This window comes from Pseudarthrobacter sp. ATCC 49987, assembly GCF_009928425.1.
In the GTDB taxonomy this organism is placed as follows: Bacteria; Actinomycetota; Actinomycetes; order Actinomycetales; family Micrococcaceae; genus Arthrobacter.
Map to the genome: position 1 here is coordinate 2,226,976 of NZ_JAABNS010000001.1, position 15,174 is coordinate 2,242,149.

A 15,174-nucleotide genomic window follows, 5' to 3' on the forward strand; every position below is an offset into this window, starting at 1 on the left:
ATACACAGACACCCAGTCGAACGCCAATATTAGGCAAATGCTGGGCAAATGGACCTTGCGTGTATACACTGGACAGCGTCAGCCAACGAAGGAGTCAGGATGCGCGCGAGCGACAAGGCCTATGCGGCCCTGCGCGACGACATCATCGAGTGGCGCCTCCTCCCGGGGACGGTGCTCGCGGAAGTGGAGCAGTCCGAACGGCTCGGCATCTCCCGCACCCCGCTGCGGGAGGCCCTGAGCCGGCTCACCGCGGAGGGACTGACGACGACGACGGGCGGCCGCGGCGGCGTCGTCGTCACTGACATCTCGTTGGAGGACATCGACGAACTCTTCGAACTGCGCGAAACCCTTGAGGGCAAGGCTGCCGCGCTGGCCGCCGAACGCGGCGACGCCGCCACCTTCGAACAGCTCCGCAACGAACTGCGCCGGGCACCGGCGCTGATCAGCGGCGAGGATCCCGCGCGGCACGACTACTACGGCCTGGTCGGACGGCTTGACGCAGCCATCGACGCCGCAATCCACAATTCCTACCTCGCCCAGGCGATGCGCAGCCTGCGCGTCCATCTGGTCCGGGTCCGCCGGCTGGCCGCCGACGACGCCGAACGGCTCACCGCCGCCGCAGCCGAGCACGCCGCCATCGCCGAGGCGATCGCCGCCGGCAACCCCCGGCTGGCCGAGGCCGCCACGACGCTCCACCTGCACCGCAGTCTTTCCCATGTCAAAGCCACCCACGTACCTCACTAACTAAGGAGCACCATGGTCAAGGAACACCACGTCCGCGTTTACAAGAGCGAGGAAAACCTGCCCCGCGAGGACCAGCTCGCCTTCAAGATTGCCAAGGTGGCCGCGGACCCCGTTGCCGTCTCCGACGAGGTCACCGACATGGTGATCAACCGGGTCATCGACAACGCCTCGGTGGCGATTGCCTCGCTGAACCGCGCGCCGATCGTCGCGGCCCGCGCCCAGGCGCTGACCCACGGCCCCACCACGGGCGGCAAGGGCTCCAAGGTCTTCGGCATCGAAGATCGTGCGGCGCCCGAATGGGCGGCCTGGGCCAACGGCGTCGCCGTCCGTGAACTGGACTACCACGACACGTTCCTCGCCGCGGAATACTCCCACCCGGGCGACAACATCCCGCCGATCCTCGCCGTCGCCCAGCACGTGGGCTCCACCGGCCAGGACCTGATCCGCGGCATCGCCACCGGCTACGAGATCCAGGTCAACCTGGTCAAGGCCATCTGCCTGCACAAGCACAAGATCGACCACGTCGCACACCTCGGCCCGTCCGCCGCCGCCGGCATTGGCACCCTGCTGGGACTCGACGTCGAGACGATCTTCCAGTCCATCGGCCAGGCCCTGCACACCACCACCGCAACCCGGCAGTCCCGTAAGGGTGAGATCTCCACCTGGAAGGCCCACGCCCCGGCGTTCGCCGGCAAGATGGCTGTGGAGTCCGCGGACCGCGCCATGCGCGGCCAGACCTCCCCCGTGCCGATCTACGAAGGCGAAGACGGTGTGATCGCGTGGATGCTGGACGGCCCCGACGCCTCCTACACCGTGCCGCTGCCGACGCCCGGCGAAACCAAGCGCGCCATCATGGACACCTACACCAAGGAGCACTCGGCCGAGTACCAGGCCCAGGCGTGGATCGACCTGGCGCGCAAGCTCCACGGCGAGCACCCGGAGGTCACCGACCCGGCCAACGTGGAGTCCGTGCTGATCAAGACGAGCCACCACACGCACTACGTGATCGGCTCCGGCGCCAACGATCCGCAGAAGTACAGCCCCACGGCGAGCCGCGAAACGCTGGACCACTCCATCCCGTACATCTTCACGGTCGCCCTGCAGGACGGCGCCTGGCACCACGTCGATTCCTACGCCCCGGAGCGCGCCGCGCGCCCGGACACCGTGGACCTGTGGCACAAGGTCACCACCGTCGAGGATCCGGAATGGACCCGCCGCTACCACTCCCTCGACATCGCCGAGAAGGCCTTCGGCGGCACGGTCGTCATCACGCTCAAGGACGGCACCGTCATCACTGACGAGATCGCCGTCGCCGACGCCCACCCGCTGGGCGCCCGGCCGTTCGCGCGGGAACAGTACGTCAACAAGTTCCGCACCCTCGCCGCCGGCCTCGTGGCCGAAGAGGAAATCGACCGCTTCCTGGCCGCCGCGGCCCGCCTGCCCGAGCTGGCCGCCGGGGAACTGGACCAGCTCAACATCAAGGCCGCCGACGGCGTGATCGATCTGGCCGCCGCACCGAAGGGACTCTTCTAATGCTGTATTCGAAGGTCACGCCGGAGCAGAAGCGGATCCGCTTCCGCGAACTCCTGGCATCCGGCACGATCCAGCAGTTCCCGGGCGCGTTCAACCCGCTCTCTGCCCGGCTGATCGAGGAGAAGGGCTTCGCCGGGGTCTACATCTCCGGCGCCGTCCTGGCCAATGACCTCGGATTGCCGGACATCGGGCTGACCACCCTCACCGAGGTGGCCACCCGCGCCGGGCAGATCGCCCGGATGACGGACCTGCCCAGCATCGTCGACGCCGACACCGGCTTCGGCGAGCCGATGAACGTCGCCCGTTCGGTCCAGGAACTCGAGAACGCCGGCCTCGCCGGCCTCCACATCGAGGACCAGTTCAACCCGAAACGCTGCGGCCACCTCGACGGCAAGAACGTCGTGGACCTGGACACCGCCACCAAGCGCATCCGGGCCGCGGCCGATGCCCGGCGGGATCCTAACTTCCTGATCATGGCGCGGACGGATATCCGTGCCACCGATGGCCTCAAGGCCACCCAGGACCGCGCCAAAGCGCTGGTCGAGGCCGGGGCTGACGCCATCTTCCCGGAGGCCATGAAGGACCTCAGCGAGTTCCAGGCGATCCGCGACGCCGTCGACGTGCCGATCCTGGCCAACATGACCGAGTTCGGCCAGAGTGCGCTGTTCACGGTGGAACAGCTCGCCGGCGTCGGGGTCAACATGATCATCTACCCGGTGACGCTGCTCCGTAGTGCCATGGGCGCTGCGGAGCGTACGCTGGAATCGATTAAGGCTGACGGTACCCAGGAGGCCCAGGTCGGGAACATGCTGACCCGGGCGCGTTTGTATGACCTCGTCGACTACGAGGCCTACAACAGCTTCGATACCGGGGTTTTCAATTTCCAGATCCCGGGTCAGTAAGCCCCCGCATCGGACTTCCGGCTCCGGCCGGCTCAACAGGCGACAGGAACAAAGGAGTTTCAGCATGGCTGAACAAGAGATCAAAAAGGGCCTCGCCGGCGTCGTGGTGGATTACACCGCGGTCTCCAAGGTGAACCCGGACACCAATTCACTGCTCTACCGCGGGTATCCCGTGCAGGAGCTGGCCGCCAAGTGCAGCTTCGAGGAAGTCGCCTACCTGCTCTGGAACGGCGAGCTGCCCACGCCGGAGCAACTGGCGGAGTTCACGGCCCGCGAACGCGCCGGCCGGGCGCTGGACCCGGTCGTCAAGCAGGTCATCGATGCGCTGCCGACCACCTCGCACCCGATGGATGTCTGCCGCACGGCAGCTTCAGTCATGGGCGCCCGGCATCCGCTCGCTGAGGATTCCTCCCGCGAGGCCAACATGGCCAAGGCCGCGGATCTGTTCGCTGCGATGCCGGCGGTGGTGTCCTACGACCAGCGCCGCCGCCACGGCCAGGAGCTGGTGGAGCCCCGCGGGGACCTGGACTACTCGGCCAACTTCCTCTGGATGGCCTTCGGCGAGGAGCCGGTCCAGGAAGTCGTCGAGGCCTTCAACGTCTCGATGATCCTGTACGCCGAACACTCCTTCAACGCCTCGACGTTCACGGCCCGCGTGATCACCTCGACCCTCTCGGACCTGCATTCGGCCGTGACCGGGGCGATCGGCGCGCTCAAGGGCCCGCTGCACGGCGGCGCGAACGAGGCCGTGATGCACACCTTCGACGAGATCGGCATCCGTCCGGAGGAGTCGCTGGACGAGGCCGCCACCCGCGCGAAGGCGTGGATGGAGGATGCCCTGGCGCAGAAGAAGAAGGTCATGGGCTTCGGCCACCGGGTCTACAAGCACGGAGACTCCCGGGTGCCCACCATGAAGGCCGCCCTGGACAAGATGATCGCGCACTACGGCCGGCCGGAGCTGCTGGGGCTATACAACGGTCTGGAGTCGGCGATGGACGAGGCCAAGGCGATCAAGCCAAACCTCGACTACCCGGCCGGACCCACATACCACCTCATGGGCTTCGACACCCCGACCTTCACTCCCCTGTTCGTCGCCAGCCGCATCACCGGCTGGACCGCGCACATCATGGAGCAGCTGGACTCGAACTCCCTGATCCGCCCCTTGAGCGCCTACAACGGCGTGGAGGAACGGCACCTGGCGTAGCCTGCAGGACACTACGTACGACGGCGGGCCGGTCACCTTGTAAAGGTGGCCGGCCCGCCTTTTGCTGCTGGGCGCTGACTGGGGAGACGGCCGCTAGCCCGCGCTGATCTTCAGCGAGGTGATCATGCGCTTCGCGTTCACGAATTCGGGGGTCTGCATGTAGGCCCGGGCGGCGTCCATCGAGGGGAACGTCTTGGCACCCTGGCGGTTGGCGACTTCCTCCGTGCCTCCGGCTATGACCTGGAAGGCGTCGGCGAAGGAGTACATCGGCGTCTCGGCAGGGCCGTTGACGACGTTGTAGAACATGCAGGTGGTGCCGTCCTGCCCGGCCAGGGTGCTGGTCAGTCCGAAGGACGCCGTGACCTGCCCCGTTTCCTGGAGGGCCCGGAAGGCGAACCTCGGCGTGACTGACCCCTTCGAAGGCTGGTACGGAAGACTGACTTCGACCACATCCAGAACCGTGTAGGGAACCGCGCCCTGGCAGGCGCCGCCGAGTCCGCCGTACGGCCCGAGGTGCAGCGACGCAACCACCACACCGGCTTCGTTCGCGACGTCAACATCCACGGCCTCGGCACCGAACGCCCCGGCTGGAGTGGCAACACTCCAGGAGCCCGGGTAGTCGAAGCTGACTTTCGTGTCGGGGCTGGTGTACGTCCGCCAGGCCCCGGAGGAAGGTGGCGGCGTGGCGGTCCCGGACGTTGCGGACGCCGGCGGGGGCACGGGTGCCGACGTCGCAACGCTGGGCGACGGCGCCGTCGTCAGCGGGGCGGAAGCTGTAGGCGCCACCACTCCGGCCGTCGAACCGGCCGCGGGGGCCGGGTCCGCGGACCCCATGGTGCCGGCCACGGCAACGCCGCCGGCGACGGCCGCCACGGCGAGGGCAACGACGGCGGCCGCCCAGGGCCAGCGCCGGCGTCTCCCGGCGTCGCTCGCCGGTTCGTCGTCATATGGGTCGCTGCCCGGAATGTCGTGACTGCCTGAGCCCATGCCCTGCCCCCATTAAAGGTCCGTGTGCCGCTGGCCGGGGACCACTGGAAGTGCGTGGACCGCCGCGGCGCAATGTTCGAGCCTCAGGCTACTCCCCCGGCCGCGGCATTCCCCGCCCCGCGATGTCGAGTCGCGGAATGTGTCGGCGTGGGGCCCGGCTCACCCCGGCTGGGCGGGATACCGGACCGAAGCCACCGTTTCGTTGTCCTCGTTCAGGACCACGACGACGTCGATCGTTTCACCTGCCAGCGCGGGAGGCAGCCAGTGCTCCGCATCCTGCCACATGCGGTGCAGCGGCAGCGCTTGGACGTCGAACCATTCGGGCGTGATCTCCGGACTCTCGGCGGGTTCGCCTTCCCACTGCCGGACAGTGAACAGCCTGCACGACATGTTCCACTCGGTCCGGGCGGGAAAGATGAACTCGACGACGCCGGCGTGCGCCAGATCCTCCTGGCGGACGATGACTCCGGCCTCTTCCCAGACTTCGCGGACCACGGCCTCGGCGTCGCTCTCCCCCACTTCGACGTGGCCGCCGACCCCCACGATCTTGCCCGTGCCGAACCCGGTCCTTTTCAGCCCCAGCAGCACCTCGGTGCCGGAGCCCGCTTCGCGGAGCAGGAAACACAGTGTGACAGGAGTGGAAGCCATGAATGCAAGCCTATAGCTGGCGCCGGATGCCGACGCTATCCGGCCGCCGGACCGTCGCCGACCAGCTGCGGCCGCAGCCCGACCGGAATCCCCTTTTCCACGAATTCCTTATCCATGGCCTGCTGCGGCGTGAGGCCCTGGTTGTTCAGCGCCTGGAACTCCCAGGTGAAGACGCTGGACCACTCCTGCCGGTAGTCAGAGAGGAACCGCCCGTTCTGCAGTTTGGCCATCAGGTACCAGGCGTTGCCGCCGTCGAGCTGGAGTGCCCGGACACCGTCGTCGGAGATGGAATAGGCGAGCCAACCATCTGCACAACCCAGCACGGTGTAATAGGCATGCTCGGCGGCCGGAATCGCTTTGATGGCCCGTTCCTGGTCGTTGCGCTGCTGGTCGACGTTGGCCATGGTGCAGTCGACACCGCCGGTGCTCAGGGCTCCGGCGGAGGTCCCCGCTTGAGAGGCGGCGGGCGTGGGCGCATCCGGGGCACTCGGCGCGGGGCTGGCAGAGGGCGCCGGAGTTCCCGTTTGGGCCGGCCCGGGCGCAGGTTGCAGCATCAGGTTGCCGCCAACAAGGAGGGCCCCAACGACAGCCGCGGCGGCTACTAACGTCGCGGCCGCCGTCCGCACGCCAAAGCGCCGTACCGGAGCGCCCCCAGTCGTGCTCACAACGTTTGGATCCGTGGAAAATACGATCGAGCGGGCGGAGGCGCTTCCCGGGGCTGTGTCCGGTGCTCCCACCTGTGGTTTGGCATCCTTCATGAGCTGTTCGATGCGGTCCATGGATAGTCCTTCCGTTCGGTCATGAGATGTGGGGGCGCTGCATTCGCGAAGGCCCGCCGTGCCCGGTGCAGACGGACCGCAGCGGCCGAAGGGGAACACCCCAGGGTCTGGGCTGGTTCTGCGGAGGTCAGTTCGTCCCAGTAGCTGAGCATCAGGACCTCGCGGTCCCGCTCCCTGAGCCGCACCAGCACCTCCACCACGGCGGCCCGCTCTTCTGTGTTTGACCCGGGGACCTGGCTGCGGGCCTCATCCTTCAGCCGTTCGACAAGTTCCTGGGCGCGGCGTCGTCCCCTGTACTCATTGCCGATCACGTGCCGCGCGGACGCCAGCAGCCAGCCGATGCCGGGCGGCTCCGGCACCTGCTTTTCCCAGGCAATTCTGAAGACGTCCGCAGCAAGTTCCTCGGCACGGTGCCGTTCACTGATACGGCAGGCAATGTAGCGGTATACCCGCGCGGAATGCTGAGTGTGCAGGTCAATGAACGCCTGCTCTTTGGCAGCCAACATGGTACTTCCCCCGGACATCGGATGACTTCTTCCTGAAGACTAAGTGTCGCGTGAAGGGCTTTTTCTTACACTTGTCAGCAAGAAAATTCACCGGTTGCTTCCGGTCGCAAGTCCGACACCAGCAAACTGGAAGGCACCATACTGAGAGGCGTGAACTCCGCAGCAAAGACGGCAGCATCGGTTTCTCCCGGCCTCGTCCCCGAACTTCTGATCACCGACCTCACCACTAGCCTCAACTTCTGGGTCACGCTCTGCGGATTCGAGATTCTCTACGACCGCCCGGCAGAGGGTTTCGCGTATCTTCACTCGGGCAAGGCACATGTCATGCTCGAGCAAATCGGCGTCGGGAGAAATTGGATCCCCGGCACCCTTCAGCGTCCGCTCGGCCGCGGGGTGAATTTTCAGATCGCTGTGCCTGCGGTAGAGCCCTTGGTGGAACGCATCATCGCCGCTTCCTGGCCGCTGTTCATGGCCCCCGAAGACAAGTGGTACCAAACAGGCGGGACGATGGTTGGTGTTTCACAGTTCCTGGTTCAAGACCCCGACGGGTACCTCATTCGATTCTCCTCACGGCTAGGGCACGTCCCACCGGTCCGGGCGGAACAGCCCTGCCCGGACCCAGCAGGAGAACGCTGAGCGAGTCCGGCAGCGCGTTCAGACATATTGGCGCAGGAGGTCTTCCGGGAGCGGGTCCTCGAAGGGATCCGCCCGGGCCGGGTCATCCGTGTCTTGGGGGGGGCCATGGGTGCCCGGCCGTGAACAGGTGCCAGTCCGGGAACGGGTCCGGCGGCAGTTCCTGTTCGGGATCAGGGCCAGGGTCCTCGGGTACGCCTTCGGCAAGGAGTGTCACCATGGCCTGGAGGCGGTCCGGCCAGTGGGGTGGTTCCCAGTCCTGCTGTTCGCTGGGGTAGTGCCTTCCGGATGGTGAGGTCCAGCCGGGCGGTGCGTCTTTGCTGGCTCCGGCCGGTGTCCAGGCCGAGCTGTGTTTCAGGCCGTGGTGTTTGCGGCAGGGCTGGCCGAGGTTGCTGATCCCGGTAGTGCCTCCGTCGGCCCAGGCCAGGAGATGGTCGGCGTCGTTGTCCAGGGACTGGTTGTTGCAGCCCGGGAAGGGGCACTTCCCGTCGCGGAGCCGCAGCCACTGCCGCACTGCCTTCGGCACCCGGTAGCTGGACCGGCCGATTTCCAGCGGCGCCCCGTCCCGCGGGTCCACCAGGACCCGGTAGAAGGAATCCGCGCCTTCGGCGATGAGGCGGCGGGCCATCGAGGGCGGGATCGGCCCGTACCCGTCCAGGACCGCCGGTTCCTCACCCGCGCCGAGCAGCGACAGGACCGGAACGGTGACCAGGACCTGCGCCCGCGGCGACGGCACACCCCCGCCCGCGCCCGTGCCGGTCCCGCCGCCCGCCACTTCGCCGTCGGCGAGTCCGCTGGTGAGCAGCCAGGTCGCGGCGATGTCGGCGCGGAGCTGGGTGAGGGTCCGCACCTCGTCCGGGCCCTGGAGGGCGCGGGCGGCGGCGGTGGTCCGGTCCCAGATCCCCGCCGCGGTATCGGCCGGCAGGTACGCGGAGAACCAGGCCATCCCGTCGGAGTCCGGGCGGTACTCGACCCGCCGGTCCGCAGCGCTCTTGGTGTGGCGTGTTTCGATGCTGTCCCGGTGGTGGCGTTCCCGCCAGGTGCGGGCCTTGGCCCGGAACCGGGACGGAACCAGTTCCCCGGCCGGGCAGCCACGGGCCGGGTCCGGTGCGTCAGAGTCCAGGAAGTGCGCTTCCAGCCCGGCCGCCCCGTCCGGGTCCAGGCCGGAGGTTTCGTCGACGATGATCCGGGCATGCGCCCAGGAAATCCTCCCGGCCGCCAGCGCGGCCAGGGTCAGCGGCAACGCCGTCGTGAGGGCCTGGCAGTCGGACAGGAAGGCCCCTGCGGCCCGTTCGCCCACGGTCAGGACACACGCGACCTCAGCCGTCACCGCCATCTCCTGGCACTTGGCGTCGTGCGGTGCCATCGCCGGTGCCGCCATGGCATCGGTGGCCCGCAGATAGGTCGCGCCCAGCCGCACCTTCAACGCCGCGGCCCGCGCCTCCCACCGGGCGACCTCGGCCAGGCCGTCCAGGCAATCATCGGCAAGATCCCGCAACGGATCGTCCGCCAACGGACCAGCATCCCGGCCGTCGCCGGCCCCGGACGGACCACCGCCGTCAGCGCCGGCCCCGGTGACGGAATCCAGCGCCACAGTCAACACCCCGACGCCCGCCAGGGCCTCCCTGCCATCCGCACTCCAGTCCGTGCTTTCCATACACCCAAACTAGCGCGCACCTCCGACACTTTTCACGAACCGGCCCCGGGCAGCGTGACGGGCGCCGGCAGCGGCCGGCGACCCGGACGTGGATGGTCTTCAAAGCACAATCGCGTTCCCGGCCAGGACAATGTCCAGGGCCGTCGGCGCAAACTTTCCGCGCCGCCGACGGTCAGCGACACCCTGCTGCCAGGCACCTGTCTTCGCGCCCGCGTTCACCTGGTTCCTTACGGTGGCTCTAGCCCAGCGCCCGGGGATGCGCGGCGGCGTAGATCTCCCGCAGGGTGTCCGCCGTGACCAGGGTGTAGACCTGCGTAGTGGTCACAGACGCATGGCCCAGCAGTTCCTGGACCACCCGGACGTCGGCCCCTCCCTCGAGCAGGTGCGTGGCGAAGGAGTGCCGCAGAGTGTGCGGCGAGACGTCCTTGGTGATGTTGGCTTTCTCTGCGGCCGTCTTGAGGATGGTCCAGGCGCTCTGCCGGCTGATCCGTCCGCCGCGGGCGTTCAGGAACAGCGCCGGGGTCCCCTTGCCCTTGGCGGACAAAAGCGGCCGGCCGCGGACGAGGTAGGCGTCGAGGGCGCGGGCACCGAACGATCCCAGCGGGACCAGCCGTTCCTTGGAACCCTTGCCGAACAGCCGGACGATCGCTGGCCCGGCGTCGGACCGTCGGTCCTGCTCTGGCGTATGGAGCGAAATGTCGTCGACGTCGAGGCCCATGGCTTCGCTGATGCGGGCGCCGGTGGAATAGAGGAACTCCAGCAGTGCCCTGTCCCGCAGGCCGGTGGCGGTGTCGGTGCCGACCGCTTCCAGGATCCGCGTGACCTCGTCGACGCTGATGGCCTTGGGCAGGCGTTTGCCGGGCATGGGCGGGTGAACGTCGCTGGCCGGGTCGGTGGGGGTGACGCCCTCAAGTGCCCAGAACTTGTGGAGCCCGCGCACGGCGACCACGGTCCGCGCCGCCGAGCGGATGCCCAGGGCCGAGCCGCCGTCGGACCCGTCGGAGAGGGCCTGGACGAAGCCGGTGACGTCATGCCGGGTGATCTCGGCGGGGCGCTGGCGGCCCGTCTGGGCGAGGTGCCGCGCGTAACGAACGAGGTCCCGCCGGTACGCGGAGAGGGTGTTGGCCGCGAGCCCCCGTTCCACCCCCATGTGCTGCAGGTAGTCCGTCATGGCCCGGTCGATCGCTGTGAGCGGCCGGGCAGGGGCCTCTGCGGGGGCTGCCTTCGCCGGGGCTGGAGGCACGGGATGCGCAGGAGCGGGCGGCTCGGCAGTCAGCGGTTCCGTCATCAGCGCTGGCTGGGATGCGCCGGCCACGGCGCGTCGCCCGGACGGAGGCTCGTGAAGTTGTCGGCACGGGCGGCCGCGGCCGCCAGGACGCCGACGACGGCGGACGGGTTGTGCAGGCGCCCCTCCAGCACGGCCAGGACGGCCGCTTCGAGCGGGATCCAGTGCAGCTCGATTTCCGCTTCCTCGTCGGTGCGGACGTGGAGTTCGTGGCCGGGCACGTCGCTGAGATCCCGGGCGAGGTAGATACGGATGGCCTCGCTGGAGGAACCGGGGGAATTGAAGAAGTCGGCCAGCACGTTCCACGTGCCGGCGACGAGGTCGGCTTCCTCGGCGAGTTCCCTGGCCGCGCCGGCCACAAAGTCCTCGCCTTCGACATCGAGGAGCCCGGCCGGGATCTCCCACAGGTCCATGCCGACGGGGTGCCGGTACTGCTTGATCAGCAGCACTTCGCCGGCGTCGTTCATCGGGAGGATGGCCACCGCGCCGGGGTGGTCGATGTAGTCGCGGACGAGCGGATCGCCGTCGTCGTTGAGTTGGAAACTGTCACTGACGACGTCCCAGATCCGGCCTTCGTAGACCGTCCGGGACGACAAAAGACGGCGCGGGCTCGGTTCGTCCGAAACCTGCCGTGCAGCATTGGGGGTCTCAGGGTTACCGGGCATCGCGCCGTCCTTTGATTCAGTTGGAGTTACTTCGACACTGCCGGGGAAGGCTTGGTGGCGGCTGGAGCCTTGGCTGTGGCGGCTGTGGAGGCGGTGCTCCCGCCGCCCTTCTGGTGCTCCAGGGCCGCCTTCACCAGTCCCGTGAAGAGCGCGTGCGGCCGGGTCGGGCGTGAGCTGAGTTCCGGGTGCGCCTGCGTGGCCACGTAGTACGGGTGGACCTCGCGGGGAAGTTCCACGTACTCCACCAGTTTGCCGTCGGGCGACGTTCCGGAGAACACCAGTCCCTGGGCGGCGATCTGCTCGCGGTACTTGTTGTTGACCTCGTAGCGGTGGCGGTGCCGTTCGCTGACCTTGGTGGTGCCGTAGGTCTCGGCGACCACTGAACCCTCGTCAAGCTTGGCTTCGTACAGGCCCAGGCGCATGGTGCCGCCGAGGTCGCCCTTGCCGTCGACGATGTCCAGCTGCTCTTCCATCGTGGCAATCACGGGGTACTTCGAATCCGGCTCGAACTCGGAAGAGGAAGCGCCCTCGAGGCCGACCACGTTGCGGGCGTACTCGATCACCATGCACTGCAGGCCCAGGCACAGGCCCAGGACGGGGAGCTTGCTTTCGCGGGCGTACTTGAGCGCGCCGAGCTTGCCTTCGAGTCCGCGGATGCCGAAGCCGCCGGGGACACAGATCGCGTCGACCCCGTCGAGGGACTTGACCGCACCCTCGTGGGTTTCGCATTCGTCCGAGGGGACCCAGCGGATCTTGACCTTGGTGTCATTGGCGAAGCCGCCGGCGCGCAATGCCTCGGTCACTGACAGGTAAGCGTCCGGCAGGTCGATGTACTTGCCGACCAGGGCGATCTCAACCTCGTGCTTGGGGTTGTGTACCGCGTCCAGGAGCTTGTCCCAGCTGGTCCAGTCAACGTCCTTGAAAGGCAGGTCAAGGGCGCGGACGATGTAGGAGTCCAGGCCCTGGGAGTGCAGGGTCTTCGGGATGTCGTAGATGCTCGGGGCATCCGGGCAGCCGATGACGGCGTCGATGTCGACGTCGCACATGCGGCCGATCTTGTCGCGCATGGGCTGCGGCACTTCGCGATCCGAACGGATCACGATCGCCTCGGGCTGGATGCCAATGGAGCGCAGCGCGGCAACGGAGTGCTGCGTCGGCTTGGTCTTCAGTTCCTGCGACGGGCCGATGTACGGCACGAGGGAGACGTGCAGGAAGAAGACATTTCCGCGGCCGATGTCCTGGCGGACCTGGCGGGCGGATTCGAGGAACGGCTGGGACTCGATGTCGCCCACGGTGCCGCCGATTTCGGTGATGATCACGTCGGGGGCGTTCTTGCCCTCGGCGGGGAGCCGCATGCGCCGCTTGATTTCATCGGTGATGTGCGGGATGACCTGGACGGTGTCGCCGAGGTATTCGCCGCGGCGTTCCTTGGCGATAACCGTGGAGTAGACCTGGCCGGTCGTGACATTGGCCGAGCCCTCGAGGTTCTCATCGAGGAAGCGCTCGTAGTGGCCGATGTCGAGGTCCGTTTCGGCGCCGTCGTCGGTTACGAAGACTTCGCCGTGCTGGAAGGGGTTCATCGTGCCCGGATCCACATTCAGATAGGGATCGAGCTTTTGCATTGTTACAGACAAGCCGCGTGCCCGCAGGAGGTGACCGAGGCTCGAAGCCGTCAGTCCCTTACCGAGCGAGGACGCCACACCACCGGTAACGAAGATGTGTTTGGTCGTCTTGGACGAGCCCGGAAACCGGGAATTTACACGGGAATTTGATCGCTGCACCACGGAGTTCGAGCCTATCATCAATTGAGCCCTCCAAGGGTCTGTTCGCGGCAACCCGCTGTGATTGTCGTCCCAGTACGGGCCGGCCGCTGGCAGTCGGAGAACCTGCTCAGGCCTGCTGCGGCAGGAGCCTGGCGTCGTCCAGCAGTTCCTGGGCGTGGGCCTGGGCGGATTCGGAATCCTCCTGGCCGGCGAGCATGCGGGCCAGCTCCCGGACGCGCTCCGCTTCGTCGAGGAGTTGGACGTCACTGGAGGTGAATCCGGTCGCGGTGGCCCCGTCGGCGCCGCGCACGGAGGTCTTGGTGACCCGGATGTGCTGGTCGGCGAAGGCTGCCACCTGCGGCAGGTGGGTCACCACGAGCACCTGGACGTGGCGGGCGAGCATCGCCAGCCGTCGGCCGATCTCGACGGCGGCACGGCCGCCCACGCCGGCGTCGACCTCGTCGAAGACGAACGTGGGGACCGGGTCGACGGCGGCCAGCACCACTTCGATGGCGAGCATCACGCGGGACAGTTCACCGCCCGAGGCGCCCTTGCCCAGCGGGCGGGCTGGGGCGCCGGAATGCGGCTGGAGCAGGAAGGAGATCTCGTCCGCGCCGAACGGTCCCGGCTGCCCGCCTGATTCGACGTTGATCACCAGGGTGGCGTCCGCCATGGCCAGGGCCTTGAGTTCCGCGCTGACCCGGGCGGAGAGGTCCTTGGCGGCCTTCTTCCGCAGCTTGCTGATCCCGGCGGCCTGTTTGGCCAGCTCGGCCCCAGCGCGGGCCACCTCGGCGTCCAGCGCCTCGATCCGGGTGGTGTCGTCCTGCAGTTCCAGGAATCGTGTCCGGGATTCCTCAGCCCACACCAGCACTTCGTCGATGCTCGGAGCGTACTTGCGCACCAGCTTGGCGAGGGCTGCCCGGCGGTCCTCGATCTCGGCGAGTCGTTCCGGGCCCTCGGTGTCGAGGGCGGCCTGGTAGCTTGCGAGTTCGGTGGCGATGTCGTTGAGCAGGAAGCCGACCTCGGCCAGACGGGCGGCCGCGGACCCGAGTTCCTCGTCATGTTCGGCGACGTGCTCCAGGGTGCGCTTGGCGGCGTCGACCAGTGCCGTGGCGTCATTGCCGTCGCCGAAGTCCTCGGCGATGAGCGCCTGATGCGCGGTGGTGGCCGCGATCCGCAGTTCCTCGACGTTGGCGAGCTTGACGGCCTCCGCCTTGAGCGATTCGTCCTCGCCCGGCTGCGGGTCGACGGCGTCGATCTCGGCCAGGGCAGCTTCCAGCGATTCGGCCTCGCGGAGGCGTTCCCGGGCGGCGCTGCGGAGCTCATCGAGTTCGGCCTGGCTGGACTTCCAGTGGGCGTGGAGCTCCTGGTAGGTCCCGAGCGTCCCGGCGAGGCCCTCCCCCGCAAACTTGTCGAGGGCGCCGCGCTGCGCGACCGGGCTCTTGAGCCGGATCTGCTCGGACTGGCCGTGGACCACCACGAGGGTTTCGCCGATCTCGCCGAGTACCCCCACGGGCGCGGCGCGTCCGCCGAGGTAGGCGCGGCTGCGGCCGTCCGCACCCACAGTGCGGGCGAGCAGCAGCTCTGCGCCGCCGTCGACGTCCTCGATGTCGGCCCCGGCCTCCCGGGCGCGGGCCACGGCCGGGTGCCCGGCGTCGAGCTTCACGGTGGCCTCAGCGGAGGCGCTCTTCGCGCCGCTGCGCACGGCGCCGGCGTCGGACCGTGCGCCGAGCAGCAGCCCGACGGCGGTCACCACCATGGTCTTGCCGGCGCCGGTTTCACCGGTCACGACGCTCAGGCCAGGGCCGAGGGGCAGCGTGGCGTCGGTGATGACTCCGAGGTCGCGGATTCTCAGTTCTTCAAGCATG

13 protein-coding genes and 1 pseudogene are annotated in these 15,174 nt (G+C 68.0%); 5 read left to right on the forward strand and 9 right to left on the reverse strand.

The window, feature by feature from the left end:
• Window positions 1-99: 99 nt before the first annotated feature.
• The 4 genes and pseudogenes from GXK59_RS10475 to GXK59_RS10490 form a co-directional block, all read left to right on the forward strand.
• Window positions 100-761, forward strand: a pseudogene (locus GXK59_RS10475) (GntR family transcriptional regulator); the annotation flags it as partial.
• Complete coding sequence (locus GXK59_RS10480) at window positions 757-2,277, forward strand: MmgE/PrpD family protein (RefSeq protein ID WP_160666580.1); 1,521 nt, start codon at window positions 757-759, stop codon at window positions 2,275-2,277. The pseudogene GXK59_RS10475 and the gene GXK59_RS10480, both read left to right, overlap by 5 nt.
• Window positions 2,277-3,179, forward strand: coding sequence for a methylisocitrate lyase (prpB, locus tag GXK59_RS10485; RefSeq protein ID WP_160666582.1), 903 nt, complete (start codon window positions 2,277-2,279; stop codon window positions 3,177-3,179). The genes GXK59_RS10480 and prpB overlap by 1 nt, the downstream gene beginning before the upstream one ends.
• 64 nt (window positions 3,180-3,243) lie before the next feature.
• A complete protein-coding gene (locus GXK59_RS10490; protein WP_160666584.1) occupies window positions 3,244-4,383 on the forward strand; it encodes a bifunctional 2-methylcitrate synthase/citrate synthase in 1,140 nt (379 codons plus the stop codon).
• A gap of 93 nt (window positions 4,384-4,476) precedes the next feature.
• Here GXK59_RS10490 and GXK59_RS10495 read toward each other — a convergent pair whose 3' ends face one another.
• The 4 genes from GXK59_RS10495 to GXK59_RS10510 form a co-directional block, all read right to left on the reverse strand.
• On the reverse strand, window positions 4,477-5,370 hold the full coding sequence (locus GXK59_RS10495; RefSeq protein ID WP_160666586.1) for a hypothetical protein: 894 nt from the start codon (window positions 5,368-5,370) through the stop codon (window positions 4,477-4,479).
• Between the two features lie 159 nt (window positions 5,371-5,529).
• Window positions 5,530-6,018 carry an 8-oxo-dGTP diphosphatase gene (locus tag GXK59_RS10500; protein WP_160666588.1) on the reverse strand — a complete coding sequence of 163 codons (489 nt, stop codon included), beginning with the start codon at window positions 6,016-6,018 and terminating at the stop codon, window positions 5,530-5,532.
• A gap of 35 nt (window positions 6,019-6,053) precedes the next feature.
• Window positions 6,054-6,797 carry a hypothetical protein gene (locus tag GXK59_RS10505; RefSeq protein WP_160666590.1) on the reverse strand — a complete coding sequence of 248 codons (744 nt, stop codon included), beginning with the start codon at window positions 6,795-6,797 and terminating at the stop codon, window positions 6,054-6,056.
• The gene (locus tag GXK59_RS10510) at window positions 6,773-7,303 is read right to left on the reverse strand and encodes an RNA polymerase sigma factor (protein ID WP_202129109.1); all 531 of its coding nucleotides are present in this window, start codon (window positions 7,301-7,303) and stop codon (window positions 6,773-6,775) included. The genes GXK59_RS10505 and GXK59_RS10510 overlap by 25 nt, the downstream gene beginning before the upstream one ends.
• Window positions 7,304-7,453: 150 nt before the next feature.
• Between GXK59_RS10510 and GXK59_RS10515 the strand changes: the two genes are divergently transcribed.
• A complete protein-coding gene (locus GXK59_RS10515; protein WP_160666594.1) occupies window positions 7,454-7,939 on the forward strand; it encodes a bleomycin resistance protein in 486 nt (161 codons plus the stop codon).
• Between the two features lie 82 nt (window positions 7,940-8,021).
• On the opposite strand, the gene GXK59_RS10520 is transcribed toward GXK59_RS10515, so the two are convergent.
• The 5 genes from GXK59_RS10520 to recN all read right to left on the reverse strand — a co-directional run bounded on the left by GXK59_RS10520 (window position 8,022) and on the right by recN (window position 15,173).
• Window positions 8,022-9,593 carry an HNH endonuclease signature motif containing protein gene (locus GXK59_RS10520; protein WP_160666596.1) on the reverse strand — a complete coding sequence of 524 codons (1,572 nt, stop codon included), beginning with the start codon at window positions 9,591-9,593 and terminating at the stop codon, window positions 8,022-8,024.
• A gap of 238 nt (window positions 9,594-9,831) precedes the next feature.
• Window positions 9,832-10,881, reverse strand: a complete 1,050-nt coding sequence (gene xerD / locus GXK59_RS10525; protein ID WP_443094281.1) for a site-specific tyrosine recombinase XerD — start codon at window positions 10,879-10,881, stop codon at window positions 9,832-9,834.
• Window positions 10,881-11,543, reverse strand: a complete 663-nt coding sequence (locus GXK59_RS10530) for an NUDIX domain-containing protein (protein ID WP_160666598.1) — start codon at window positions 11,541-11,543, stop codon at window positions 10,881-10,883. Before GXK59_RS10530 ends, xerD begins: the two co-directional genes overlap by 1 nt.
• 26 nt (window positions 11,544-11,569) lie before the next feature.
• Entirely contained in the window at window positions 11,570-13,345 is a 1,776-nt protein-coding gene (locus GXK59_RS10535) for a CTP synthase (RefSeq protein WP_160666600.1), read from the reverse strand.
• A gap of 88 nt (window positions 13,346-13,433) precedes the next feature.
• Window positions 13,434-15,173 (reverse strand): DNA repair protein RecN, encoded by a 1,740-nt coding sequence (recN, locus tag GXK59_RS10540; protein ID WP_160666602.1) that lies wholly within the window; start codon window positions 15,171-15,173, stop codon window positions 13,434-13,436.
• Window position 15,174 lies beyond the last annotated feature (1 nt).

Bases quoted from the DNA above. Each gene is read 5' to 3' on its own strand.
- GXK59_RS10480 (WP_160666580.1), top strand. From the start codon at position 757: ATGGTCAAGGAACACCACGTCCGCGTTTACAAGAGCGAGGAAAACCTG.
- prpB (WP_160666582.1), top strand. From the start codon at position 2,277: ATGCTGTATTCGAAGGTCACGCCGGAGCAGAAGCGGATCCGCTTCCGC.
- GXK59_RS10490 (WP_160666584.1), top strand. From the start codon at position 3,244: ATGGCTGAACAAGAGATCAAAAAGGGCCTCGCCGGCGTCGTGGTGGAT.
- GXK59_RS10495 (WP_160666586.1), bottom strand. From the start codon at position 5,370: ATGGGCTCAGGCAGTCACGACATTCCGGGCAGCGACCCATATGACGAC.
- GXK59_RS10500 (WP_160666588.1), bottom strand. From the start codon at position 6,018: ATGGCTTCCACTCCTGTCACACTGTGTTTCCTGCTCCGCGAAGCGGGC.
- GXK59_RS10505 (WP_160666590.1), bottom strand. From the start codon at position 6,797: ATGGACCGCATCGAACAGCTCATGAAGGATGCCAAACCACAGGTGGGA.
- GXK59_RS10510 (WP_202129109.1), bottom strand. From the start codon at position 7,303: ATGTTGGCTGCCAAAGAGCAGGCGTTCATTGACCTGCACACTCAGCAT.
- GXK59_RS10520 (WP_160666596.1), bottom strand. From the start codon at position 9,593: ATGGAAAGCACGGACTGGAGTGCGGATGGCAGGGAGGCCCTGGCGGGC.
- xerD (WP_443094281.1), bottom strand. From the start codon at position 10,881: ATGACGGAACCGCTGACTGCCGAGCCGCCCGCTCCTGCGCATCCCGTG.
- GXK59_RS10530 (WP_160666598.1), bottom strand. From the start codon at position 11,543: ATGCCCGGTAACCCTGAGACCCCCAATGCTGCACGGCAGGTTTCGGAC.
- GXK59_RS10535 (WP_160666600.1), bottom strand. From the start codon at position 13,345: ATGATAGGCTCGAACTCCGTGGTGCAGCGATCAAATTCCCGTGTAAAT.
- recN (WP_160666602.1), bottom strand. From the start codon at position 15,173: ATGCTTGAAGAACTGAGAATCCGCGACCTCGGAGTCATCACCGACGCC.